This window comes from Bradyrhizobium japonicum USDA 6 (assembly GCF_000284375.1).
Classification (GTDB): domain Bacteria; phylum Pseudomonadota; class Alphaproteobacteria; order Rhizobiales; family Xanthobacteraceae; genus Bradyrhizobium; species Bradyrhizobium japonicum.
The window spans coordinates 5,669,311-5,692,642 of sequence record NC_017249.1; the positions used below are offsets into that span (position 1 = coordinate 5,669,311).

Annotated in this window: 25 protein-coding genes; 13 read left to right on the plus strand and 12 right to left on the minus strand. The window is 63.7% G+C overall.

What is annotated here, in order from left to right; all coding sequences use genetic code 11:
• Nucleotides 1–51: 51 nt before the first annotated feature.
• Both BJ6T_RS26880 and BJ6T_RS26885 read right to left on the minus strand, forming a co-directional pair.
• Nucleotides 52–309 carry a hypothetical protein gene (locus tag BJ6T_RS26880; protein ID WP_014495671.1) on the minus strand — a complete coding sequence of 86 codons (258 nt, stop codon included), beginning with the start codon at nt 307–309 and terminating at the stop codon, nt 52–54.
• Nucleotides 310–373: 64 nt separating this feature from the next.
• Nucleotides 374–1,396, minus strand: coding sequence for a DUF2778 domain-containing protein (locus BJ6T_RS26885; protein ID WP_028169569.1), 1,023 nt, complete (start codon nt 1,394–1,396; stop codon nt 374–376).
• A 189-nt stretch (nt 1,397–1,585) separates the two neighbouring features.
• On the opposite strand from BJ6T_RS26885, the gene BJ6T_RS26890 reads away from it, so the two are divergent.
• Nucleotides 1,586–2,026, plus strand: a complete 441-nt coding sequence (locus BJ6T_RS26890; RefSeq protein ID WP_014495673.1) for a DUF1810 domain-containing protein — start codon at nt 1,586–1,588, stop codon at nt 2,024–2,026.
• Nucleotides 2,027–2,160: 134 nt separating this feature from the next.
• Nucleotides 2,161–4,242: a methyl-accepting chemotaxis protein gene (locus BJ6T_RS26895; RefSeq protein WP_028169570.1), complete on the plus strand. Its 2,082-nt coding sequence runs from the start codon at nt 2,161–2,163 to the stop codon at nt 4,240–4,242.
• Between the two features lie 5 nt (nt 4,243–4,247).
• Here the strand turns inward: BJ6T_RS26895 and BJ6T_RS26900 are convergent, their stop codons facing one another.
• Both BJ6T_RS26900 and BJ6T_RS26905 read right to left on the minus strand, forming a co-directional pair.
• Nucleotides 4,248–4,838 carry an NADPH-dependent FMN reductase gene (locus tag BJ6T_RS26900; protein ID WP_014495675.1) on the minus strand — a complete coding sequence of 197 codons (591 nt, stop codon included), beginning with the start codon at nt 4,836–4,838 and terminating at the stop codon, nt 4,248–4,250.
• Between the two features lie 51 nt (nt 4,839–4,889).
• Entirely contained in the window at nt 4,890–5,819 is a 930-nt protein-coding gene (locus BJ6T_RS26905) for an AraC family transcriptional regulator (protein ID WP_014495676.1), read from the minus strand.
• Between the two features lie 301 nt (nt 5,820–6,120).
• On the opposite strand from BJ6T_RS26905, the gene BJ6T_RS26910 reads away from it, so the two are divergent.
• Genes BJ6T_RS26910 through BJ6T_RS26920 form a run of 3 tightly spaced genes read left to right on the plus strand, consistent with a single transcriptional unit; the run spans nt 6,121 to nt 8,728 of the window.
• A complete protein-coding gene (locus BJ6T_RS26910) occupies nt 6,121–7,230 on the plus strand; it encodes a DUF2336 domain-containing protein (protein WP_028169571.1) in 1,110 nt (369 codons plus the stop codon).
• Entirely contained in the window at nt 7,227–7,556 is a 330-nt protein-coding gene (locus tag BJ6T_RS26915; protein ID WP_028169572.1) for a PilZ domain-containing protein, read from the plus strand. Before BJ6T_RS26910 ends, BJ6T_RS26915 begins: the two co-directional genes overlap by 4 nt.
• A 50-nt stretch (nt 7,557–7,606) precedes the next feature.
• On the plus strand, nt 7,607–8,728 hold the full coding sequence (locus BJ6T_RS26920; protein WP_028169573.1) for an HD-GYP domain-containing protein: 1,122 nt from the start codon (nt 7,607–7,609) through the stop codon (nt 8,726–8,728).
• Between the two features lie 423 nt (nt 8,729–9,151).
• Here BJ6T_RS26920 and BJ6T_RS26925 read toward each other — a convergent pair whose 3' ends face one another.
• A complete protein-coding gene (locus BJ6T_RS26925) occupies nt 9,152–9,829 on the minus strand; it encodes a nitroreductase (protein WP_014495680.1) in 678 nt (225 codons plus the stop codon).
• A 126-nt stretch (nt 9,830–9,955) separates the two neighbouring features.
• Here BJ6T_RS26925 and BJ6T_RS26930 point away from each other — a divergent pair, with 126 nt between their 5' ends.
• From BJ6T_RS26930 to BJ6T_RS26940, 3 genes are all read left to right on the plus strand, one after another.
• Complete coding sequence (locus BJ6T_RS26930; RefSeq protein ID WP_014495681.1) at nt 9,956–10,915, plus strand: alpha/beta hydrolase; 960 nt, start codon at nt 9,956–9,958, stop codon at nt 10,913–10,915.
• Nucleotides 10,916–11,031: 116 nt separating this feature from the next.
• Nucleotides 11,032–11,280, plus strand: coding sequence for a hypothetical protein (locus BJ6T_RS26935; protein ID WP_014495682.1), 249 nt, complete (start codon nt 11,032–11,034; stop codon nt 11,278–11,280).
• Between the two features lie 322 nt (nt 11,281–11,602).
• A complete protein-coding gene (locus tag BJ6T_RS26940) occupies nt 11,603–11,959 on the plus strand; it encodes a PilZ domain-containing protein (RefSeq protein WP_014495683.1) in 357 nt (118 codons plus the stop codon).
• 103 nt (nt 11,960–12,062) lie between these two features.
• Here the strand turns inward: BJ6T_RS26940 and BJ6T_RS43945 are convergent, their stop codons facing one another.
• On the minus strand, nt 12,063–12,356 hold the full coding sequence (locus tag BJ6T_RS43945; RefSeq protein WP_307724513.1) for a DUF3551 domain-containing protein: 294 nt from the start codon (nt 12,354–12,356) through the stop codon (nt 12,063–12,065).
• Nucleotides 12,357–13,209: 853 nt separating this feature from the next.
• Between BJ6T_RS43945 and BJ6T_RS26945 the strand changes: the two genes are divergently transcribed.
• The 5 genes from BJ6T_RS26945 to BJ6T_RS26960 all read left to right on the plus strand — a co-directional run bounded on the left by BJ6T_RS26945 (nt 13,210) and on the right by BJ6T_RS26960 (nt 15,766).
• Nucleotides 13,210–14,310 (plus strand): DUF937 domain-containing protein, encoded by a 1,101-nt coding sequence (locus BJ6T_RS26945; protein WP_014495685.1) that lies wholly within the window; start codon nt 13,210–13,212, stop codon nt 14,308–14,310.
• A gap of 87 nt (nt 14,311–14,397) precedes the next feature.
• Nucleotides 14,398–14,580: a hypothetical protein gene (locus tag BJ6T_RS48580; RefSeq protein WP_014495686.1), complete on the plus strand. Its 183-nt coding sequence runs from the start codon at nt 14,398–14,400 to the stop codon at nt 14,578–14,580.
• Between the two features lie 5 nt (nt 14,581–14,585).
• The gene (locus BJ6T_RS48585) at nt 14,586–14,891 is read left to right on the plus strand and encodes a hypothetical protein (protein ID WP_014495687.1); all 306 of its coding nucleotides are present in this window, start codon (nt 14,586–14,588) and stop codon (nt 14,889–14,891) included.
• A gap of 252 nt (nt 14,892–15,143) precedes the next feature.
• Nucleotides 15,144–15,530: a hypothetical protein gene (locus tag BJ6T_RS45950; protein ID WP_144038012.1), complete on the plus strand. Its 387-nt coding sequence runs from the start codon at nt 15,144–15,146 to the stop codon at nt 15,528–15,530.
• Nucleotides 15,527–15,766, plus strand: a complete 240-nt coding sequence (locus BJ6T_RS26960; protein ID WP_014495688.1) for a septal ring lytic transglycosylase RlpA family protein — start codon at nt 15,527–15,529, stop codon at nt 15,764–15,766. Before BJ6T_RS45950 ends, BJ6T_RS26960 begins: the two co-directional genes overlap by 4 nt.
• A gap of 12 nt (nt 15,767–15,778) precedes the next feature.
• Here the strand turns inward: BJ6T_RS26960 and BJ6T_RS26965 are convergent, their stop codons facing one another.
• The 6 genes from BJ6T_RS26965 to BJ6T_RS26990 all read right to left on the minus strand — a co-directional run bounded on the left by BJ6T_RS26965 (nt 15,779) and on the right by BJ6T_RS26990 (nt 23,322).
• Nucleotides 15,779–16,654, minus strand: coding sequence for an MBL fold metallo-hydrolase (locus BJ6T_RS26965; protein WP_014495689.1), 876 nt, complete (start codon nt 16,652–16,654; stop codon nt 15,779–15,781).
• Between the two features lie 72 nt (nt 16,655–16,726).
• Nucleotides 16,727–17,503, minus strand: coding sequence for a class I SAM-dependent methyltransferase (locus BJ6T_RS26970; RefSeq protein WP_038957318.1), 777 nt, complete (start codon nt 17,501–17,503; stop codon nt 16,727–16,729).
• A gap of 137 nt (nt 17,504–17,640) precedes the next feature.
• Nucleotides 17,641–19,263: an ABC-F family ATP-binding cassette domain-containing protein gene (locus BJ6T_RS26975; protein WP_014495691.1), complete on the minus strand. Its 1,623-nt coding sequence runs from the start codon at nt 19,261–19,263 to the stop codon at nt 17,641–17,643.
• 198 nt (nt 19,264–19,461) lie between these two features.
• On the minus strand, nt 19,462–20,514 hold the full coding sequence (locus BJ6T_RS26980) for a SphA family protein (protein WP_039228210.1): 1,053 nt from the start codon (nt 20,512–20,514) through the stop codon (nt 19,462–19,464).
• Nucleotides 20,515–20,668: 154 nt separating this feature from the next.
• On the minus strand, nt 20,669–21,559 hold the full coding sequence (locus BJ6T_RS42685; protein ID WP_014495693.1) for a carbonic anhydrase: 891 nt from the start codon (nt 21,557–21,559) through the stop codon (nt 20,669–20,671).
• Between the two features lie 281 nt (nt 21,560–21,840).
• On the minus strand, nt 21,841–23,322 hold the full coding sequence (locus tag BJ6T_RS26990; RefSeq protein ID WP_014495694.1) for a phospholipase D family protein: 1,482 nt from the start codon (nt 23,320–23,322) through the stop codon (nt 21,841–21,843).
• Nucleotides 23,323–23,332: the final 10 nt, after the last annotated feature.

Below are 23,332 nucleotides of genomic sequence, written 5' to 3' on the forward strand. Positions count from 1 at the left end.
CCGCGTGGAGCGCAGCGCAATCCGGGCGACGAGAGCGCGTTGAAAGGCCGCTCAGAGCAGCTTCGCGCTCACGAACAGCGCGCGCACGGCGTTGGTCGCCTGCACCGCGAGCATGGCGTTGTCGGCGGCTCCTTCGAGCGCCGCGACCGCCTCTTCATGGAGCGAGCGGAACTCCATCCACTCGACCGATTTGAAGTTGGTGAGGAATTGATAGGCCTGGCCGACGGTCGCAATCGCCAGCGTGTCGCCATTCAGCTTGATCTTGAACGTCGTACGCAGCGGGGTCTCGGAACTCTGGGGATCACTCATGGGCTGCTTCTGGACGATCACGGCTTAACGAAGGGGAAACGGCAGCCCCGCCGTTCGGCAAATATCAGGAGTCGGTGCTGGCGCGTTGCGCGGCTATCGCCGATCCACTCAGGCTAGGCACGACGACGAGGCGGTTGAACTCACCATTGTCCCAGGCCTTGAGGAAACGATCATAGTCCTTGATCGAGACGCAGCCGTTGGAGTCGCCGCGTGGTCCGAGCATGTAGCTGTGGGTGAGCAGCCCGACGCGGCCAAGCGCGCTGGTGCCCTCGGTCGGCGTCAGGCGCAGCGCGCGGATGCCGTGGAACAGCTTTTCACGCGGCTTCAGATCGTAGGTCGCGGGCGGAGTCGCGCCGACCATGCGCTGGTCGACGTGATCGGGGTCGTCCATCAGCGCGCCCATGCCCGAATGGGCTTCCAGGGCGACGCCGCTCGGCAGGTAAAGCGCCTTGGCCTTGATGTCATAGACCGCCGTGCGCGAATCGTAGCCGAGGGCGGCGAGGTCCGGCGCCTTGGCGAACAGGCCGCTGTCGGGCGTCAGGGACGCCAGCTTGATCTTGGCTGTAAACTTCTCGAAGAAATTGCGGTTGTCGACCCTGGGATTGGTCTCGGCATAGGCCTGGCTCGAGGCAATCTGGGACGCGAGGTCTGCTTGGGCCGGGCGCGAGCGCGGCACCGGGATGACGTCGGCGCGCTGCGACGGCTTGGTCTCGTCAACCACGTGCCGGTCGTCATCGGTCAGGGTCGAGCGCCATTCGTCGCCCTGGAGTTTTTGGGCCAGCATCGCCTTGGCGTCGCGCAGCTTGAGCTGGACCGCGCTCACCGCGGAGCGCTCCAGCGTCAGCAGGCCGAAGTCACGGGCGGGCGGGCTGCCGGATACCGAAGCGAAACGGTCGTCAAACGAAGGGCCATTGGCCGGAGGCAGCGAGGTGGCCGGAGGCAGCGAGGTGGCCGGAGGCAGCGAGGTGGCCGGAGGCAGTGCGGTGGCCGGAGGCAGTGAGGCGGTGACGAGCGGCGTCGAATCGCCCATGTCCGCGACCCACGCGGCAGCTCCCAGTGCCAGCGCGACGGCTGCCAAAGACAGCAGTATCGTCTCCGCTCGCCCAATACGGCGGCGCGACAACAGCCTTTCGGCGCTTGCGCGGTCGGAAACCATCAGATCCCCAAATCGACCCCCGGAGGGCCCAACCCCGTCCGGAGACTCTATACCAGCTATCGCATTGGGAGCCAAAACTTAGGCATAATCGCGGCCGGCAAGCTCCCCTTGAGGTATCCAATGACCGATCCTTTCGATCTAGAGCGCTTCGTCAGGGCCCAGGACCCGGTTTTTCGCGACATCCAGGGGGAGCTGACCCGGGGCCGGAAACAGACTCACTGGATGTGGTTCGTCTTCCCGCAGATCGCTGGCCTCGGCTTCAGCGCCATGTCGCAGCGTTACGCCATCGGCTCGCGCGCGGAGGCCAGAGCCTACCTTGCCCACCCCGTGCTCGGTCCGCGACTCATTGAATGCACCACGCTCGTGCTTGCCGTCGAGGGACGAACCATCAACGCGATCCTCGGCGCGCCCGATGATTCAAAATTCCGCTCGTCGATGACGTTGTTCGGCGCAGTCTCTGACGAAACCGTCTTCGACCAGGCGCTCGCCCGATATTTCGCAGGCGAGCGCGATGGCGCGACGTTGGAGATCCTCGCCAGGCTCGATCGGCCGGCGCGCTAGCACGACCTACGCCTAGACGAATGGACGCATGCAGATCGAGCATGGCGGCCGGCAGCGTAAACTCCGGATTAAGACCGGCTGCCTATCGTTTGCGCAGAATAATTTTCTTCCCCGCGCCAATTGCCGGACAGATCATGAAAATCGGTACGCTCCTGACCACCGCCATCGTCTCGCTCTCGACCGTCGGCGGCGGCCTCGCCGTCTACGTCGCCGTGACGAAGTACCAGACGATGGACAGGATCGCCGAAGCGCAGGGACGGCTCGCGATCGTCCGCGTCGCCAGCGACATCCCGCGCTACCTCAACCCCGAGCGCGGCTTTGCCACCAACATCCTTTACGGGCCGGCGACCTTCGACCCGGCGCAGCTCACCGAGCATGACAAGCTGCGCAAGCAGACCGACGGCGCCCGCGACAGGATGAACGCGCTGCGCAAGGAGCTGCCCGGCCCGTTCGACGACGGCAGTACCCTCGGCGGCAACATCGACGGCATCAATTCGAAATTCACGGCGCTGCGCGAGGCCATCGACAAGGCGATGGCGGGACCGGTGGATGCCCGCAAGGACGCGGCCAAGAAGATCGTCGGCGACAACGCCGTACTCAACGCCAGTGTGACCGCCCTACTCAACGAGCAGGTCCGCCGCATGGCGATCCTCAACGGCGACGCCTACCGCCAGGCCAGCTATGCCAACGTCGCGATGACGCTGCGTGACGTCGGCGGCTTCAACTCCAGCCTGCACAAGAATCTCGTCGGGGGCAAGAAACCGGCGACCGACGCGGAGAAGGCCGACATCAGCCGCTCGCAGGGCCGCAACGACCAGATCGTGATGACGCTGCAGGAGCTGCGCGGCAATCCGGCAACGCCGGCGAACGTTGCCGCGGCGCTGGAGAAGTTCAACTCGATCTATATCGAGGAGTTCGGCCGCGAGCTCAAGCTGGTGAAGGACGGTGCGGTCAGCGGCAAGTACGAACACGACGTCGACACCTATTACGCCGCCACGCAGCGCGGCCTCAGCACCATCATCGACGTCCGCGACGCCTTCTACGACAACGCCGAGCAGATCCTCGCCGGCGCCTCCTCCGCCGCGCGCACCAGCTTCACCATCGCCCTCGCCGGCCTCCTCGCCGTGCTGATCGCCAGCGCCGGTCTCATCGTGATGGTCCGCCGCCGCGTCTGTGCCCCGATCGTCAGCCTGACGACGCGGATGTCGCGCCTTGCCGACGGCGACGTTACGGACGAGATCCCCGGCGCCGAGCGCTCCGACGAGATCGGGGCGATGGCCGCCGCCGTCCAGGTGTTCAAGGACAACATGATCCGCGCCGACCGACTCGCGGCGGAGAAGCAGGCCGAGAACGACAGCAAGATGCGCCGCGCCCAGGCGCTCGACGGCCTCACCCGCGCGTTCGAGGCCAAGGTCACCGAGCTCGTCGGCGGCCTCTCCCGCGCCTCCTCCACGATGGAAAGCACCGCGCAGTCGATGACCTCGACGGCGGCCCAGACCAACAGCCAGGCCGCGGTCGTCGCCGCCGCCTCGCAGCAGACCTCGACCAACGTGCAGACGGTCGCGAGCGCGACCGAAGAGCTGACCTCCTCGATCTCCGAGATCGGCCGTCAGGTGGCCCAAAGCACCGAGATCGCGGCCCGCGCCGTCGACAACGCCCGCCGCACCGGCGACACCGCGCGCGCGCTCGCCGAGGGCGCCCAGAAGATCGGCGACGTCGTCACGCTGATCCAGAGCATTGCCGAGCAGACCAATCTGCTGGCGCTCAACGCGACCATCGAAGCCGCCCGTGCCGGCGACGCCGGCCGCGGCTTTGCGGTCGTCGCATCCGAAGTGAAATCGCTGGCGGGCCAGACCGCCAAGGCCACCACCGAAATCTCCGAGCAGATCACCGCGATCCAGTCCGCAAGCGACGAGACCGTGAACGCGATCCGCAACGTCGCCGACGTCATCGCCGAGATCGACCAGATCGGCACCGCGATTGCGGCAGCGATCGAAGAACAGGGTTCGGCGACCCGGGAGATCTCCCGCAGCGTGCAGGAGGCCGCGCGCGGCACCCAGGAGGTCAACAGCAACATATCGGGCGTGCAGCGCGCCGCCGACGACACCGGTGCGGCCGCGAGGGAGGTGCTGGGCGCGGCCGAGCAGCTCTCGACCCAGTCGCGCGATCTCGCCGGCCAGTTCGACCGCTTCCTCGGCGAGGTCAGGGCCGCCTAGTCAGCTTAGTACGGCGGCGCCTTGCGCGCCCGCTGCGCCTTGGCGGCCTCGATCCACCACAACAGGTCGTCGGCAAAGCGCGGGAACGAGCGCTCCAGTGCCTTGCCGCCATCGCCGATCGGCTCGTTCTCGGCCGACAGCGTCTGCGCGATCGGTCCGACGCCGATGGTGCTCGACACCACGACCATGCCCATCTCCGACAGCGTGCCATGCCAGGCGGTCGAGGCGCGTGCTCCGGACAGTCGGCCGGCCGAATAGCTCACGATCGCGGCCGGGCGCCAGAACCACTCTTCCAGGAAGTGATCGGTGAGGTTCTTCAGGCCGGGCTGGATGCCCCAATTGTATTCGCCGGTGACGAAGACAAACCCGTCGGCACCGCGGATCTGCCCCGCCAGTTTCTCAAGCGCCTCGGGTGCCGTCCCCTTGGGATATTCCTTGTACATGCGATCGAGCATCGGCAGGCCGATCGCCTTGGCGTCGATGAACTCGACCTCCTCGCCGCGCTGGCGCAGGCGGTCGATGACGAAATTCGCGAGGCGGACGCCCATGCGGTCGGAACGGTAGGAGCCGTAGAGGACGAGGATGCGATTGCTCATGGCCGGCACGCTAGCACGAAACAGCGGTACGGCCTCAACCGATTTGCCGCGCTAGCGTTGCCGTCCGAGCTCGAGCGTTTGCGACGGCGTCTCGCCGAACTGGTCGCGATAGCTTCGGGAGAAGTCGCTGAGATGCCAGAAGCCGAACGCCAGTGCGACGGCCTTGACGCTGTCGGCACCGGCGAGCAGGCGCTGGCGCACCAGCCACAAACGGCGCAGGCGCAAATAGCGATGCAGGCTCATGCCGCGATAGCGGCGGACGACGTCGTGCAGGGTGCGGACGGACAGGTTGAGCTTGCGCGCGATCTCCTCGCTGTAGATCGGCTGCGAGAGGTCGTCGGACAGAAGCGCGCGGATCTCCCGGAAGATCCTGAAGTTGCGTTCGTCATTGGGACGCAGGGTCCATCGCGCGGGAACGACGCTTTCGAACGCGTCGTCGACGGCGCCCAGCAGGGACTCCTTCATGGCTGCGGCCTTCAGCGGCACGTCCGCGGCACCGATCGGCTCCGACGCGGCGGCCAGCACCTCCCGGACCAGGCTGCGCAGCCGGTTCAGGCTCGCGGCCGTCGTTTCAAATATCTTGAAGCTGGATGTCGCGTGCGGCCAGCCGCGATCCGTCACCTCCGGCCTGAACACCACCGAGGCAATTTGCCGCTGCACCTCCTCGATGGTGGTGTAGGCGGCGCCGCCGCTGCCGATGACGATGACCGGTCGAGCCCGCTGCGAGCCGTTGAAGCGGATGGGCACGTTGAGCTCGTCCATCGTGAATCCGATGGCGGTGCAATTCTCGATGAGCTGCGCGTCGACGACGCGGGGAAACGCCCGCGTGAAATTCACGTCGCAACCGGGCAGCGACAGAATGGTCTGCTCGGCCGAAATCCTCCGTACGAAGGGCGTGAACTCGAAATTCAGGCCTCGTATGGCATTTCGAAATTCATCGACGTCGGAGAAGCGAAATACCTTGGGCGCAATATCGTTCATGGCAATGTGAAACGTCGCGTCGTAACCAACGCGCGTCCGGCGGCGATGCCGGCCCGAGTTTCCCCCTTTCGGTTGTCCCGTTCGACCGAAAGAATCATCCTAGTTCGTCTCGTTCAGTTGGCGAAGGTCCCGTTCAAAGGACAAGTCGCAGCATCGGGTCTCGCCGAATTTCGATAGCGTTTCCAGCGCCGCAGCGGTGCACAGATACCCCTTCGATCAAGCTCTAAATTTCAAATTAACGCCTGTCAGGCGCAATGAAGGTCATTGGATCGTCGCGATTTTTTTGAGTCAGGCCCCTGCCATGATGGCAAATTTGCCTGCTGATATTCTGGTTGAGCTGGAACAGGCGGTCGCTACGTGCCCGCCGGACCGCTGTGCACGCATCCTCTCGGGCATTGTGCAGTTGCTCACCGGTAGCGGCGACCGGCCTCAGGAATTGCTCGCCGGTGTGGTTGACAGCGTTCTGTTGCGCTTGACGGAACGCGTCGAGGCCAACGCGCTTGTTCAACTCAGCACCGCGCTTGCCGAGCTCAAGGTGCCCCCGCCCGAGACATTGCACCGCCTTGCCTCGCACGACGACCCGGACGTGGCCTGTCCTGTCCTCCTCAAATCGCAGGCGGTCTCCGCCACCGATCTCGCGACGATCGCGGCCTCGTGCGGCGAGCGGCATCAGCGCGCGATCGCCGCTCGCAACTCGATCGAGCCTGAAGTGACCGAGGCGCTGATCAAACGCGGCGGCCCGATCTGCCTCGCGCTGATCAAGAACCCGGGAACCCAATTCTCCGAGGCAGCTTACGCCGCGCTGATCGCCAGGGCCGATCCGGACGGCGAGATCGCCAAGGCGCTGGTGCTGCGGCCCGGCACTCCCGACCTGGTCGTCCGGAAGCTGCTCGCCCAGAAGGCGCCGGCCCCGAAGGCGCCGGCCAAGGCCAACGCATCCATTATTCCGCCCGCACAACACGCCGCGCCGGTTCCGCCCAAGCTGCCCTGCCCGGCCGACTATGCGAGCGCAAGGCCGGAGATCGTCGCCCTCAGCCGCGTCGGCAAGCTCAACGATTCCACCGTCAACCGCTTCACGATCCGTGGCGAGACGGCCAATCTGTTCACGGCGCTGTCGGTGCTCTCGGGCGCTCCGATCGAGATCGTGGAGCATGTCATGACCGATGACGATTGCGAGGGCCTCGTCATGGCCTGCCGCGCGGCGCGGCTGAACTGGGCCACCACGCTCGCGATCCTGAGCAACCGCAGCGGCGCACGGCTCTCCTTCGTCGAACGCGAACGGGCGCAGCAGATTTTCGAAACGCTTCTCTTGTCGACCAGCCAATGGACAGTGCGCTGGGGGGAAATTGCAGCGAGTGCCAACCCGAGCGATCCAGGACATCGCGGCACAAAAATGGGGGTTAACCGATGAGGTTCGACGGTCGAAAGGCGCTTCGCGTACGGATGGATCACAAGCAGGCCGTCAATCTGATGGGCTCCGACGGCACCTGGCGACGCAGTTGCTTCCTGCTCGACGTGTCGCAAAGTGGCGCCAAGATCGAGGTCGAAGGGACGCTCGACGTGCTCCAGGCCAAGGAATTCTTCATGCTGCTGTCGTCGACGGGCCTTGCCTACCGGCGATGCGAACTGGTGTGGATCGACGGCACCATGGCCGGCGTGCACTTCATCAGCACAGACAACAAGAAGAAGCCGGCGAGCGCAAAGGCGGCTGCGCCAAACTCCACGCCGAGCAAATAGGCTGCAGAATTCATCAAGCTCATTCAATGTCATCATAGTCCCGGTCCGCCGTGCAGAGTGCCCGAACCATATTCAGCCCCGCCAAAAACGACGGCGGCGCCCGAACGACGGAAGCGGTTCGCCCGTTTGTGCATGTGCTGGCCGATTCGTCCGACAAGCTGGCCGGGGTCTGCTCGGCCCTCGAACGGCAATTTACCGTCGCCGGCGAACGGCTCGATGCGGAAGCCAGGCTGTCACAAGTGCCATTCGCGGTCGTCATTCGCGCGGAGCTGCGTGACGTCGGCACCATCGCGGCCATCAAGAAGCGCGCCGGCAAGCTGGCGAAAGCCACGAAGCGCATCTTCCTCGTCGAGCACTCGTCTCACGTCGGCATCTCGCAGGCCTACGCACTCGGCGCCACCCTCGTTCTTCCCGGGGCTCTCAACAAGAGCAAGCTGCTGGCAGCGCTGGCTGATCCGGCCGAGCCGACCTCTACCGCCTCGAGTGACGCACCGCAACCGGGCGACGCCGTCGAAACCGCGGCGACCGCCATCGCTTCGATGTTCACGGCCGTCACGCTCGGCGAGCCCCTCGACGTCGACGGCACGAAGGAAGCGGGCCGCAGGATCGCCGACCGCATCACCGAGCACGGCCTGTCCGAATGGCTTGCCACGGTGCGGCGTCATCATGAGGGAACCTACCAGCATTGCCTGCTCGTGACCGGCGTGGCGATCGACTTCGGACTGAGCCTCGGCGTCGGGCGAACCGATCTCGAGCGGCTGTATTCCGCAGCCATGTTCCACGACATCGGCAAGGCGCAGATTCCGCTTGCGATCCTCGACAAGCCCGGCCGCCTCGACATCGACGAACGCGCCATGATCGAGAAGCATCCGGCGGCGGGTTACGAATTTCTGAAGGATCACGAGAAAATCTCGCCCGAGATTCTCGACGCCGTGCGGCATCATCACGAATATCTCGACGGAAGCGGTTATCCCGACGCGCTGTGCGGCGAGAGCATCAACGACATCGTCCGCATTCTGACGATCTCGGACATCTTCGCAGCGCTGATCGAACACCGGCACTACAAGCCGATGATGCCGCGCACCGAGGCCTACAACATTCTTTGCGGGATGACCGGAAAGCTGGAGAAGGCCCTCGTCACCTCGTTCAAGGAGGTTGCGCTCACGCGATGACCGCGTGGGCGAGCGAGGACCTCGTCATGAACCGCGCCTAGTGCGTGGCCCGGTATTTGGCGCGGTGCGGAATCGACCGGGAGGCCAGTCCATCCGCAAGCAACTTCATGTCCTCGCGTCTGCCACTCCGGATCAGCTTCCCGAGCTCATCGGGTGTGAAGGGAAGATTTGGATCATCATCGATCGGATACCGCGGTCGCGGACCGAAGAACCGTCGAACCAGGCTAGCGAGCCGCCGCATGTCGATTCCCTCGCGCCAGCAACAAACCTCTCACTGCGCGTATTGTTCCTCCCGCGCGATCGAGATTGCAAGAGGCCACCAACGGCTCGGCACCAAAAATTTCGACGAGAGAATAATCTCCTTTCCGCCGCCATAGTCGGCTCGCAACGCCAGCCGGCTGTGCGCATCAGCGACTTCGCGCGCTAGTCGGCAAAGCCGACATAACGCACGAAATCGTCGTTGCCCTCGCGATCGGAACGAACGGCGTTGGCGGCGAAGCTGTCGTCGGGATACCCCATCGCGACACATGTCATGATGACCTCGTCTTCCGGAATCTTCGCGACCTCGCGCACGATGTCGGAGCGCATGATGCCCTGCCCGTTGATCACCGAGCCGAGACCGCGGTCCCAGGCCGCGAGCACGATGCCGTAGCAGAGCGCGCCGAGATCGAAATGGCAGACCGCGCCGGGATCCAGCACGCGGTCATAGGTCAGCACCAGCGAGACCGGCGCGTCGAACTGGCGGAAGCCGCGCAGCACCCAGTCCTGCCGCATCGGCTTGTCGTCGCGCGCGATCCCCATCGCGCCGAACAGCTTCTTGGCGATGTCGACCTGCCGGGTGCGATGAATGCCCTGGTATTCGCCGTGGCTGACGATGTCGCGCTTGACCTTGGCGCCGCCGACCATCTCCTCCATGTTGCGGCGGCGCACCTCTTCCAGAGGGTCCCCTGTGAGCACATGGACATGCCAGGGCTGGGTGTTCATCGACGACGGCGCGCGCTTGGCGCTCTCGATGATCGCCTCGATCACAGCGCGCGGCACCGGCTGCTGCTTGAAACCGCGCACGCTGCGGCGCGACTGGACCAGCGTTTCGAATTCCAACTCTTGACCTCCCTGACCGTTCATTCCGCGGCATTGCAATTGTAACGCGTAACCGGTTGCCGATGCGGTACGCCAAATCTATGCTACCCCGCAAGCAAGACCAAGAACCCAGCGAGGACTCAGCAAATGCCCGCACCGCTCGATCCCGTCATCGCCCAGATCATTCCGCTGCTGCCGCTGCGCGATCCCACCACGATGACGCCACAGAGCGCGCGCGATGCCTTGCGCGCACTGGCTGCCTCGCGCGCGGAGGTGCCGCCGCCACCCGTCGACACTGTGCAGGATATCAAGGTGAAAGGCGGCGCCGGGCCGCTCGATGCACGTATCTATCGCGTCGGCCCCAATCCTGCGCCAACCGTGGTCTTCTTCCACGGCGGCGGCTGGGTCGCGGGCGATCTCGAAACCCACGACCGGCAGGCGCGCAATCTCGCGATCGAAACCGGCGCGGTCGTCGTCTCCGTCGATTATCGGCGCCCGCCGGAAACGCGCTTTCCCGGCGCCTTCGAGGACGCGTTCGCCGCAGCAAGTGACATCTTCAACCGCGTCGCGGAATTTGGCAGCGATGCAAAGCGTCTCGGCGTTGCCGGCGACAGCGCCGGCGGCAATCTCGCAGCCGCCACCGCGATCGCCTGCCGCGACGCCGGCATCACGCTTGCGGCGCAACTGCTGGTCTATCCCGTGACCGACGTCGTCGGCCACTACGCCGACGCGCGGGAGAACGCGCGCTTTGCATCACGTGCCGAGAATGCCGAGGGCTACTTCCTCTCCCGCGCCGTGATGGAATGGTTTTGCGGCCACTACCTGGCCGATCCCGCTCACGCCGCCGACTGGCGAGCCTCGCCGCTGCGCGCGGAGCTCGCCGGCGTGGCGCCGGCCATCGTGGCCACCGCCTGGTTCGATCCGTTGCGCGACGAGGGCGCGGCCTATGCACGGGCGCTGGAGGCCGCCGGCGTCCGCGTCAAGCACCATGAGGGCCCCGGCCTGATCCACGGCTATTTCGGCCTTGGCGATGCTTCCGCGGCCGCGAAGGCCGAGGCACAGCGCGCACGGGCCGATTTCAAGACACTGCTCGCGCGCGGAATCTGAACCGCAGATGAATGGAAAAATCCGCGATGCCGGTCCTGGCGCGCATTGATCCTGCTTGATTGCGCCACGATTCGCGGCTCCAATCCGCTCGGTAATCTTGTCCTAGGGAGACACCCATGATGAAGCGGATTTTTCTCGCAGCGATCGTCGCCATCTTTGCGGCAGGCTCGGCCTTCGCGGAGGACACATGCGAGAGCAAGGCGGTCGGCAAGGACGGCAAGGCGCTCGCCGGCGCCGCCAAGACCTCATTCATGAAGAAGTGCAAGGCCGACACCTGCGCGCCCAAGGCCGTCAGCGCCGACGGCAAGCCGCTCGCCGGTGCCGCCAAGAACAGCTTCATGAAGAAGTGCGAAGTCGGCGCCTGATCGCTGCTGGCTCGCCACTGCTACACGGACACTCAGCAACTCCGTCGTGCCCGGGCCTGCCCCGGGCATCCACATATGTGTGTCCGTGCGGCACAGATCAGATGGCCGAGCCGGGTCGAAAGCACGAACGTCCTCTGGTAACGTCGTCGTCGAGCCGTTCGAATTAACCACCAATTCGATCCAATTTTAATAAGACAACAACGCTGCTTGTTAGCGCAAGCCGCACAGATCAACGTGCGGGAATTGCCGTTTTCCGGATATCGGCGGGACCGGGAAAGTGACTTCGTCGAGTGCGATCGTCTTTCATTGGGAGCATCTCGCCATGATCGAACGTCGTGCAATGAAGCGCATACCGATCAACCGGGCCGCGCGGCTATCGTTTGGTGAAATTCACGGGACTCATCCGTGCCTGGTGCGCGATATCAACGCCCTGGGTGCCCGCATTTCCACGCCGTACTACATATTTGCCGACGAGTTTGTGTTGTCGTTCGACGGCCATTCCGGAATTTTCTACTGCCGCGTCGTATGGAAAAAGGGCACGCTCTGCGGCGTCTCCTTTCTCCTGCGTCGTCGCTCGCCAAAAGCAGCGAACGATTCCGGCGCGCCCGCGGATGTGGTGCGACTTGATCGCCGGCTCGTGTGCCGCGGCGCGGTCTTCAGCTCGGACGTGTCGGCCTGACTGCTCGCGCGCGCCACGATGCCATCGAATAGGTCCTGTCACTTCCGGTACCGGCTCCATGCGCCGGTCGGTGTCTGCTGTATCGCCGCTGTCGTCGGGCGCATCAGTATGGGGCTGATGAACGCAAGCGGCCGGCTGATCGCCTCGGCTGCGGTCGCTGCCAATAGGGGTTCTCCACGCACATCGCGGCAAGTCCGATCGTCGTCGCTCGGCACTGATCCCACGACGTATAAGCGCATTCGAAATAGGTGCTGCCACCCCACTCCCATCTCTGAAGGCACACGGGGTAGCTGGGATCGTAAGTTTGGGCTGTAGCCGAGGCGATCGCCAGGATCGCCGCACTGCCCAGGAATAGCCAACGGAGCATCCACATCGCCGCCTCCTCCAAATGGATCATACAAGCTTTCCGGTTCGACCGCCGCTCATGTGGAGACAGGAGACGCCTTGCGACGCTTCGTGGCTCCTGCGTCGTCGCTCGACGAAAGCGGCGAACGAGTCCGTCGCGCCCACATCGGCACCTCTGCGCTCGCCCTCGGGCCGGCGGACATAGCTCATCCGATAAGTGGACCTGAGCCTTGCTCGGAAAGACCCTGCAGCCGCCATCCTGCAATATCACTGGTCTTTCCGCATTGCTCGCAATTCAGGTGAGAGCATCCCCAAGCTCGTCCCCGCTGAACGTTCTCGCGGGAGGCTTCACATCCGCAGCGCGGGCAAGCCAGTGCCGCGCACCCGCATCCAGGGCTTGCGAGCAAGAAGCTGGCGAAGTTCCATACGCGGTCGATGATCCTTCTGATCAATTTGGATTATCCAAAACGACGGCCCCGGATTTGGGTTGAGTGTGAGGTTCCGGGACCGTCATCGAGGCGCGGACCGCAGCCTACCCGCGCACTGCCAGTAACGTAGATGTCCGCGCGACGGACAATTGTCTTCTGGTACAATCCCACTGCGCGTCATCATGCCCGCTAGCAGGCATTGCGGTGCTCGGAGCCGATAGCCAATCCTGGCGCATCAGCGAAACGTCGATGCCTCTCAACCAGGTCCGCTTGATGGGCCGCAGGGCACTGGATCTCTCGCGCCGGACTCTTCGCATTTGCCCTGCAACGGAGACCCTTGATCTGGATCAAAGAGTCGGACGGCCAATGCAATCTCAACTTGGGCGATAGGCGACGTTCGGAACCATCGACGTCTGTCACATCAAATTTGGGGATAGGGGGCGATCAACACACCTGCAACGTAGTGGAGAGACCGCCATGGCCGTCAATCTCATTTCAGCTGCACAACAGCTCCTGACCCCTGAAGTCATTGCGCAGATCGCCTCCTTTCTTGGGATGGACCGAGGCGCGGCGCAGAAGGCCGCAACAGCTGCCATCCCAACAATATTGGCCAGCCTGTCGGATCTGGTCGGAACCCCGGCCGGCGCCAATCAACTGTCAAAACTGCTGTCCCAACAGCAAGGCAGCAATCCCATGGATATGCTGCGCGACGCCGGCGCCCCGGACCTGGCTCAGATGGGTTCGAGCATGTTGTCCGGACTGCTTGGAGGCCGAACCACGGACACCATGGCCCAGGCGATCGGCAAATTCGCGGGAACGGGCGATGGCGGCGGCAAGTCATTACTCGCCCTGGTCGGCCCCTTGGTCCTTGGTATGCTCAGCAAGCAGCAGCGTGACGCCGGGATGGATGCAAACGGACTGGCATCGCTTCTGCGCTCGCAGAAAGATCAGATCATGGCGGCGATTCCATCGGGCCTCAGTGATCAACTCGGCGCCGCGGGCCTGATCGACAAGGCGCGCAGTGGAATGGCCACGGCCGCCGCCACAGGGAGCCGGATCGCCGGCGCCACTGGCGCGAGCCAGGCCGCGATGGCCGCCGGCCGGACGCAATGGCCATATTGGCTCGCCACGCTCGTTATCATTGCCGGACTTTCGATATATGCGCTTCAGCGTCCGACCGAGCAGACGGTCGCGCAGAATACAAACGTTACGCGGCCCTCAGCCGGAACCGTGGGCATGGCGCCCGCGGATTTGACCGTTGACGGCGTGAATCTGGCGAACCAGGTCAATTCGTCCCTTGGTACGCTGAAGGCCCAACTGCCAACCATCACCGATCAAGCCAGCGCGCAGGCGGCCCTGCCGAAGATCAACGACGCCATCTCACAGCTGGATGGCATCACGGCGCGGGCGGCCAAGCTTTCTCCGGAAGGACGACGGGCGCTTGCCAAGCTGATCGTCGCGGCGGCGCCGGCCATCAATGAGATGTGCGACAAGATCTCCGCAACGCCGGCCGGTACGATCGCAAAGCCCGTGATCGACAATCTTCGTGCCAAGCTCGACGAGTTGGCGAAAGTCTGAGACGTCCCACGCAATGAACTCGCCACACTGCAGCGACGGGAGGTGTTTCGCAGCCTCCCGTCCTGCAAGATGAAAGGAAAAGACTCCATGGCCGACAAGACCAATTTCACCAAGGATGAATGGGCGCTCCTCCTGAGAAGCCCGATGAATGCGGGAATGGCCATTACGGCTGCAGAACCGAGCGGATTGTTTGGTCTTCTGAAGGAATCGTTTGCCGGCGGCACCGCGCTCGCTCGGGCGGCCACCGACCCCAATGCCACCCCCTGGTAAAGGCTGTGGTCGCCGACTTCCAGACGAGCGACGGCCGGGCCGCGGCTCATGACGGATTGAAAGCAGAACTCGGCAAGAGCACGCCGACCGAGATCAAGAGCAAGACGATCGCATCGTTGCGCGAGGTCACGTCGCTGCTTGCTGCAAAAGCTCCGGATGATGCCGCGGCTTTCAAGGGCTGGCTGCGTCAAATCAGTCAAAAGACGGCTGAAGCTGCATCGGAAGGCGGTGGGTTGTTCGGCGGAGGTGTTCAGGTCAGTGACGCCGAGAAGGCAACCCTCGGTGAAATCTCCAGCGCGCTTGGCATCTGATCTCGGTGGGCCGCACGGCCCACCTCTACGCGCCCTGCACCGTACAATGCCGCTACCAGAGCCGCTGGCTTCCCCAAGGCCGGCGTTCTTTGCTGCGATGTGCGGGCAATTGAGCAAATTCTCGTTGCCCGTCGGCTGGGCGCTGACCGAAGCAGCAACACCGCTGCCTTCCACAGCAACGTTGACATATGTCAAAGCCGGCAATTCCTGGAGCCGAACTACTCCAACCAGCTGAGGCGCTGGGAGGCCATCATGAAGCGATGGAGCGGTCAACCTGCACTGCTCGCGGCTACCGCGATTGCGGCATCATGCATCGCACTCGAAGGTGGAATTGAATCTGCACATGCGAAATTCAGTCGAATAACGAAGTCAGCGACTGTCCCTGGCGCGACGCAGCCGGAAGTGCATGACCATACCCGCGACGCAAATGGTTCGCCAAGCGCCAACGATCCCCCTCGATCGCGACAAAATCTCCCCGACAGCGTCAGCGCGCAGCAGGGCAAGGCCCGAAAGCTCACGGCGACATTCGGCGAGCAACGCATCGGAAGAGCAAGCCTCAGCATGCATTTCATCAAAGGCACCATCGAAGGCATACGCCACTGTCCGGGCTTGCGAGCTTCTACTCGGAAGATCAGATGACCGCGAGCGGCGAGAGGTTCAACAAGCATGCGCTGCATGCGGCGCATCCGTCCTTGCCTTTCGGGACGCGCCTGCGCGTGACCAATGTCTTGAACGGAAAGTCCGTGATCGTGAGAGTCAATGACCGTGGTCCATTTGTTCACGGACGCATCATCGACGTCACATCGGGTGCGGCCCAAGCCCTTGGAATGATCAGGATCGGCGTGGTCAATGTCACGCTCGAGATCGTTCGATAGCGACCGCCCGGCCTAGTCTCGCCTGAACCGATAGTCGAACGCGTCGCCGAGCGGCTTGATGAGCCCGACCGTCGGCGCCGGAAAATGGATCGGCAGGATCAGCGTGTCGGTGTCCGCAACGGAGGCGAAGAACTTTCGCCGCGACACCGCCGACTGCTTGGCATCCCAATCCGGCTTTGCCGACCAGTCCGGCTCGCGGCACTGGATCTGGTGATGCATGAGATCGCCCGCGACCACCGCGCGGCGTCCCTTCGAAAAGATATTCACGCAGCAATGACAGGGTGAGTGCCCCGGCGTCGGCGTCAGCGTGACGGTGTCATCGAGCGCGTAGTCGTCGTCGACCAGCAGCGCCTGCCCGGCCTCGACGATCGGCAGGCAATTGTCGCGGAAGACGGTGCCCGGCGGATTGTTGCCCTTGGCATTCTCGGCCTCCCAGGCCGCGTACTCGCCCTTGTGAAAGACGTACTTTGCATTCGGAAACGTCGGCACCCAGCACCCGTCGCGCAAAGTCGTATTCCAGCCGGTGTGGTCGATGTGCAGATGCGTGCAGAAGACGTAGTCGATCTGCTCGAAGGAGATGCCGAGCGCGAACAATTCGTTGCGCCAGCGCTCCTTGCCGGGGAAGTCGAACGGCGGCGGATGGCCCTTGTCCTCGCCGGTGCAGGTGTCGACGAGGATGGTGTAGCGCGGCGTGCGCACGACAAATGTCTGGTAGGTGATGACCATCATGCCGCGCGCGGCATCGAACACCTCAGGCTCCATCGTCGGCAGATGACGGGCGAACACGCCCTCGTCATAGGCCGGGAAGAAATCCTGCGGCCGCCGCCACGGCCCTTCCCGCTCGATCACCGCATCGATGGTGATGTCGCCGATCCGGAGTTGCCTCATGGTTGTTCGCTCCCTTTTTGGGAGCGAACGTAGCGGGCGAGACCACCGCGTTCAAGACGCGCCGGCCGCTGCTCAGGCCTGCTTCAACAGATGCCGGGCAAACCCGGGCAGCGAGCGGAAGGCCATGTGCAGATTGTCGTTGAAGGAGGCGGTCAGATAGCCGTGGTTCTGCCAGGCACGGACAAGCGCTGCACGGCTGAAGATCGAGACGTGACCGTTGCGCGGGCCGACATACCACCAATTGACGCCGTGCGCCTCGAAATCAGGTGGCTGCAGCAGCGTGGAGAACAGCACGAGTCCGGACTCCTTTGTGCTCGAGACGATGGCGGCGATGCCGGCCGTCGGATCGGGCATGTGCTCCAGCGTCTCGAAACAGGTGACGATATCGAATTTCCCCTGCGGCGGCCGCGAGAAATCGGCCACGAAGGGATCGAAGGTCTGCGCCTCCAGGAAGCCGGAGCTGCGCAACGTCGTGCTCAGCAGGCCGCCACCGCCGCCATAGTCAAGCACGCGCAACTCGGCCTTGCTGGCTCCAAACAGGTCTTGCACCAGTTTTGCGCAGCTGGTCGGCCGAGCCTCCCTGTAGTCGGGATCGACCTCGATATAATCGTCGTTATAGATCTCGGTCTTGAAGTTCGCCTCGCTCCAGTCGTCGAATGCATCGGTGAACAGGAAACCGCAGCCCTGGCAGCGGTGGTAATAGACCGGCTTCCCCAACAGCGGCAGCCGCCGGCCGCGGGCTTCATTGCAATGTTTGGCGAAGTCGACCACGCCGAACAGCGCGGCCTCTGCGCCGCAGATCTTGCACGGCAGAGGCGCCGTGGAAATCTCTTTCAGTTTGGTGATCATGCCCCGTTCCGCGACCTTCGCCCTGGAGCGGACCATCGCCCGTGAGGGTTGCGCGAGGCTTGCGCGGTCGCGACCGTTTCACGACCTGCGCCGACCAGTCACATGCGCTGCTGTCAACGGATCGGAGGCGAAGCCGATTACGACCGCAATCCCGGCGCTTCCTGCCCGGTGCGCGCGACATATTCCGTGTAGCCGCCGCCGAACTGGTGGATGCCCTCCGGCGTCAGTTCCAGCACGCGGTTCGACAGCGTCGCCAGGAAGTGGCGGTCATGCGAGACGAACAGCATGGTGCCCTCGAAATCCGCCAGCGCCGTGATCAGCATCTCCTTGGTGGCGAGGTCGAGATGGTTGGTCGGCTCGTCCAGCACCAGGAAGTTCGGCGGATCGAACAGCATCTTGGCCATCACCAGGCGCGCCTTCTCGCCGCCCGAGAGCACGCGGCAGCGCTTCTCGACGTCGTCGCCGGAGAAGCCGAAGCAGCCGGCGAGCGCGCGCAACGACCCCTGCCCCGCGGTCGGAAACTGGTCCTCCAGCGACTGGAACACGGTGCGCTCACCGTCGAGCAGGTCCATCGCGTGCTGGGCGAAATAGCCCATCTTGACGCTGCCGCCGACCGCCACTGTGCCCTCGTCCGGCTCGCTCGCACCGGCGATCAGCTTGAGCAGCGTCGACTTGCCGGCGCCGTTGACGCCCATCACGCACCAGCGCTCCCTGCGGCGTATCATGAAATCGAGGCCGTCATAGATGCGCTTGCTGCCGTAGCCCTTGTGGACGTTCTTCAGGGCGACGACGTCCTCGCCCGAGCGCGGAGCCGGCGGGAAGTCGAACGCGATGCTCTGGCGGCGGCGTGGCGGCTCGACCCGCTCGATCTTGTCGAGCTTCTTCACCCGGCTCTGCACCTGGGCCGCGTGAGATGCGCGCGCCTTGAAACGCTCGATGAACTTGATCTCCTTGGCGAGCATGGCCTGCTGGCGCTCGAACTGCGCCTGCTGCTGCTTCTCGTTCTGCGCCCGCTGCTGCTCGTAGAACTCGTAATCGCCGGTATAGGTCGTGAGCGATCCGGAATCGATCTCGATCACCTTGGAGATCACGCGGTTGATGAACTCGCGATCATGCGAGGTCATCAGCAGCGTGCCTTCGAAATCGTGCAGGAATTTTTCCAGCCAGATCAGGCTTTCGAGATCGAGATGGTTGCTCGGCTCGTCGAGCAGCATGACGTCGGGGCGCATCAAGAGAATACGCGCCAGCGCCACGCGCATCTTCCAGCCGCCGGAAAGCTTGCCGACATCGCCGTCCATCATCTCCTGGCTGAAGCCGAGGCCGGACAGCGCCTCGCGCGCACGGCCGTCGAGCGCGTAACCGTCGAGCTCCTCGAACGCGTGCTGCACCTCGCCATAGCGCGCGATGATCTCGTCCATCTGGTCGACCTTGTCGGGGTCGGCCATCGCAGCCTCGAGTTCGCGCAACTCGGCTGCGACCTCGCTGACGGGACCGGCACCATTCATCACCTCGGCCACCGCGCTGCGGCCGCTCATCTCGCCCACATCCTGGTTGAAATAGCCGATGGTGATGCCGCGATCGGTCGAAACCTGCCCTTCATCGGGCAGTTCCTCACCGGCGATCATCCGGAACAGCGTGGTCTTGCCCGCGCCGTTCGGGCCGACGAGGCCGATCTTCTCGCCCTTGTTGAGGGCGGCGGAGGCTTCGATGAACAGGATCTGGTGGCCGGCTTGCTTGCTGACGTTGTCGAGGCGGATCATGAGGTCTTTTTGGGGGAATGTTGCGTTGCAGCGTCATATTCCATACGGCCCGCCAGGGGAAGCCCGGCGGGGTACGGATTCCTCCGCCGGAAGCGCTAATGAACCGCCGCTTCGCCCCTTGGCGCGATCGCCGCCGGCCCCCTGTCCGCTCCGACACCAAGCACGGCGTCCGGGCCGCAAGGCGTGACGTCCGCATGCTCATCTTGCGACGACATGCTTTCTGGGTGCGGTCGCGGCTGCCGCGGTCGGGGAAATGGTGAATGTCAGCCACGCATTCCATCCCGACGGACGGTTGGCCGCGCCAAATTCGCCGTATCCCCTCAGGCCGAGGGACCCCTGCATGTCCCCAACCGGGAAGTTGTATCCGATTTGCGGACCGACGCCGAAAGCGCGGGACCTGAAACCACCGAGGATCGGGTTCTGTCCGGAATCGTCGGTGATTTGCTGGTAGGCGTAGCCAGCTATGCCGACGAAAAGCTGCTTGGACAGGAAATGCGATGCGCCCCAATCGAAATGGAAATCGATGCCGCTCCTGTAACGCGTGTCGGGATTCGGGAAATTGTAGGTAAAGCCGGCGACGCCCGAGAATTCGTTCCCCGTCGCCTCGTTGAAATAGGTATAGCCGCCGCCGGCGTCGACAGCGCCGTGCCCGAGCCCAATATTGGGGAGCCGCAGCGGATCATAGTCGCCGACGGGAATGTTGCCTGTGAAGTAGGCCATGTAATTGTTGACGCCATTTTTCCAGAGCAGTTGTGCGAATGGTGCGAGGTCGCCGTAGGACGTGAGCGAGCCCTCGAGCGTTCCGCTGCGCGTCGCCACAATCGGTCCGGCAATCGCTGTGAGTGTGCCGGAGACATTGGCGGCGGCTCTGCCAAACTGCCCCGCCATGCCCGCGACCAACTGGCCACCGAGCACCGGCGTCGCGAAGGTGTACGATGGCGCAAGGGCGACCAGGTCGGCTCGCCCGCTCAGAGCCAGATTCAGATTGACGTTGACGGTTGCAGGAATTCGACCCACCAGGATTTCTCTGGCTGCGGCAGCGCTCCCGGCGGCGGCGACGCTGGAGTGGTAGTAGATCGCGGAGAGCGTCCACCCCGGCGTCTGCTGCACGGCAACGAAGCTCGCAAACTGCCCCGGAAACCAGAATGAACTGCCGCCCTGATCAGCGGATGAAACGTCAGGGTAAAGCACGAGAGCTGCGGTCATCACCGCACAGCCGATAACGCGAATTCCTGCTTCATTCGTCCCCATCTGCAAACCCCAGGGCGGCATTTGCAATCAGTCGCAGTTGCCCTCGGTGCATCACAATCATGATGGGGGCGATCGATATCAGAGCACAGGCGCTGCGCGGAGACCGTGACGAAATGGTAACAGCTGCGAATAACCGCCATCGCGCGCCGGTTTCTCAGGGCGAGCCGGTCGTACTCCGCGATTTCTCCTGATTGAGATATGACGCAATGCGGCGTGACTGGACGATCGCCTCGCCAAGCTCAATGAATCCACTGAGGTCGTGAGGCGCGGCGGCTAACCCGATCGCGTCAACCGCGCCAGGACGCGGCGCCCAGACCTCGCGAGTCTCCAGAAGATAAACGCCGTAAACGGTTTGTAGCTCGCCAGGAGCGCTGCTCCCGAACTCCTGTTGTATCGAGTAAGCCGCCAGCGCTGCGTTGGTGACGATCGAGGCCTCGGTCAGGGCTTTTCGGTATCCCGGGTCACGGACGACGTCAGGACCAAACGTCGCGGCCAGCTTTCGCGCGGAGGACTGCACCACCAGAAGCAGACGGTCGAGAATGTTGCGCAACGAATGCTTGGCGGCGAGCGGCAGGTAGTCGCCCGGGTTCAGGAATACATCGACGGCCGTCGTCAGGGCGCCACATCCGCTGTGACCGAGCACCACGATAAGCTTCAAACTGCCGGCGAGATTTTCCACCGCATATTTGAGGCTTCCAAGCACCTCGGTGCCCAGACCATTGCCCGCCACGCGGATGACAAAAAGATCATTCGGCCCTTCGTTGAAGATCAGCTCGATGGGTACGCGAGCGTCCGAGCAGCCGAGTATCGCGGCAAACGGACGCTGCTTTGCCGTTTCGGGACCGCCCGGCAGCAATCCCAGATCGCTTGGGTCGACTGGGATCACCTGCTGTATTCCGCTCTGGTCCTTGACGTGGTCGACAAGGGCGGCAAAGCTCTTGTTTCCGTGCACGAGCCGGCCCAGAGCCGTGTCGCAATCCAACGGCAACGGCCTGATCGTGGCTTCCTGCGGATTGAACCGATATATGATATCGATCGTCTTCACGTCAGCCCTCGCTCAGTGCGCGGGTCATCCCCACCCGGTATGATCTTGAGATCCGAACGAACCCAGGTCCCGTAACCAACGACGGCAGGCCTAAGCCGCCACATGACGGCATCGTTGACATGGATCAATGCAATCGAAATAGGGCGTGCGTCCAGCCCTAAAGCATGATCCGGAAAAGTGCGCAGCGGTTTTCCGGAAAGATCATGCTCAAACAACAACCTAAAGCGCGATGGCGATTCATCCCAATCTCATCGCGCTTTAGTCGCCCCAAGCGATCGATGTCAGAGTTGCGCGTTGATCGGTAGGAGCTTCCACAAATTGGCCACCAGGCGCCGCTGAAAGCCGGTTTGGGGTTCGTCCCGGTAGCGCACGTCTTTACCGTCCTTCACCGTTTCCCACGTGATCTTGCCATTCGGGTCGAGGAGAACGCGATAGCTGTTGGCGGGCACGACACCAGTCGCCATGTAGGTCGTCAGCCTTTCGGCAAGCTCCGGGCTCTCGACATAGAGGCCAGCTTCGGTGTTGATCACCGCAGAGCGCGGGTCGAGGTTGAAGCTGCCGATGAACACGGCTTCGCGGTCGAAGGCCATGGCCTTGGTATGCAATGCCGCTGGCGATCGTCCGGAAAGCAGCGACCAACCCGGCCGAAAGGCGTCGGTATCCGGGCGCAGCTCGTATAGCTCCATGCCGTTCTCGAGCAGCCGTCTGCGGGTCTTGGCGTAACCCGAATGCGCCGGCAGCATGTCGTTCGAAGCAAGCGAGTTGGTCAGCGCGCGCACCCTGACATGGCGCTCGTGCAGCGCCTTGACGGCTGCCTGCGCCTCGGCGGGAAGCACGAAATAAGGCGACTCGACGAGCAACTCCCGTTTCAGCTGCGCGACCCGCCCGCGGATGAACCCGACCACATGGTCGCTCTCCTTGCCGCGGGCGATGGTTTCCGGGTCGTCGGCGATAACGCGACCATGTGCCCACACGAGATCGTCTCGGAGGTCGGCGCCCTGGGCCGCCAGCTCCTCGAGGTCCTGGTCTATCGGATAAGGATAGTCGGCCATAGCGATCGCCTCCCGCAAGCGAAGCAGGATGGCGTCGAGATCGGCAGAGCCATAGGCGCGATTGACGATGGCCCCGATCGGCACGGTAGAGGGGCTGTTCCAGAAACGGTCGAACACCTCCGACAGATTGCGGACGACGGGCCCAACCGCCAACACGTCGAGATCGCGGTAGTTGGCGATCGTGTTCACGCCATAATAGATGTCACCGATATTGCGGCCGCCGACGATCGCCGCCGCGTTATCAGCAACCATCAGCTTGTTGTGCATGCGGCGGTTGACCCGGCCGAAGTCGAAAATGAAGTCAAGAATTGACCATCCCCGGTTGGTGAGCGGGTTGAAGAGACGGATCTCGACATTGGGGTGAGCATCGAGCGCGGCTTTGACCGCATCACTCGCCTTGTAGAAGGGATCGTCGACGAGGAGCCGTGCCCTGACCCCGCGATCGGCCGCCTTTGTCACGCTGTCGAGGATGATCCGGCCGGTCGTATCGCCGTCCCAGGAATAGTACTGCATGTCGAGACTTCGCTCGGCCAGGTCGGCCAGCGCCAGACGAACGATGAAGGCCTCGCGCCCGTGGCTCAAGAGGCTGAAGCCGGAGAGGCCCGGATGCTCGCTCGCCGCACGCTCGAAGAATTGGCCCAGCCTGGTCGATGCGTGGTCCTCGAACGCCGTCGACACTGGGTGCGGATAGTCGGTCGTTTCACGGCGCATGGAACTCCCC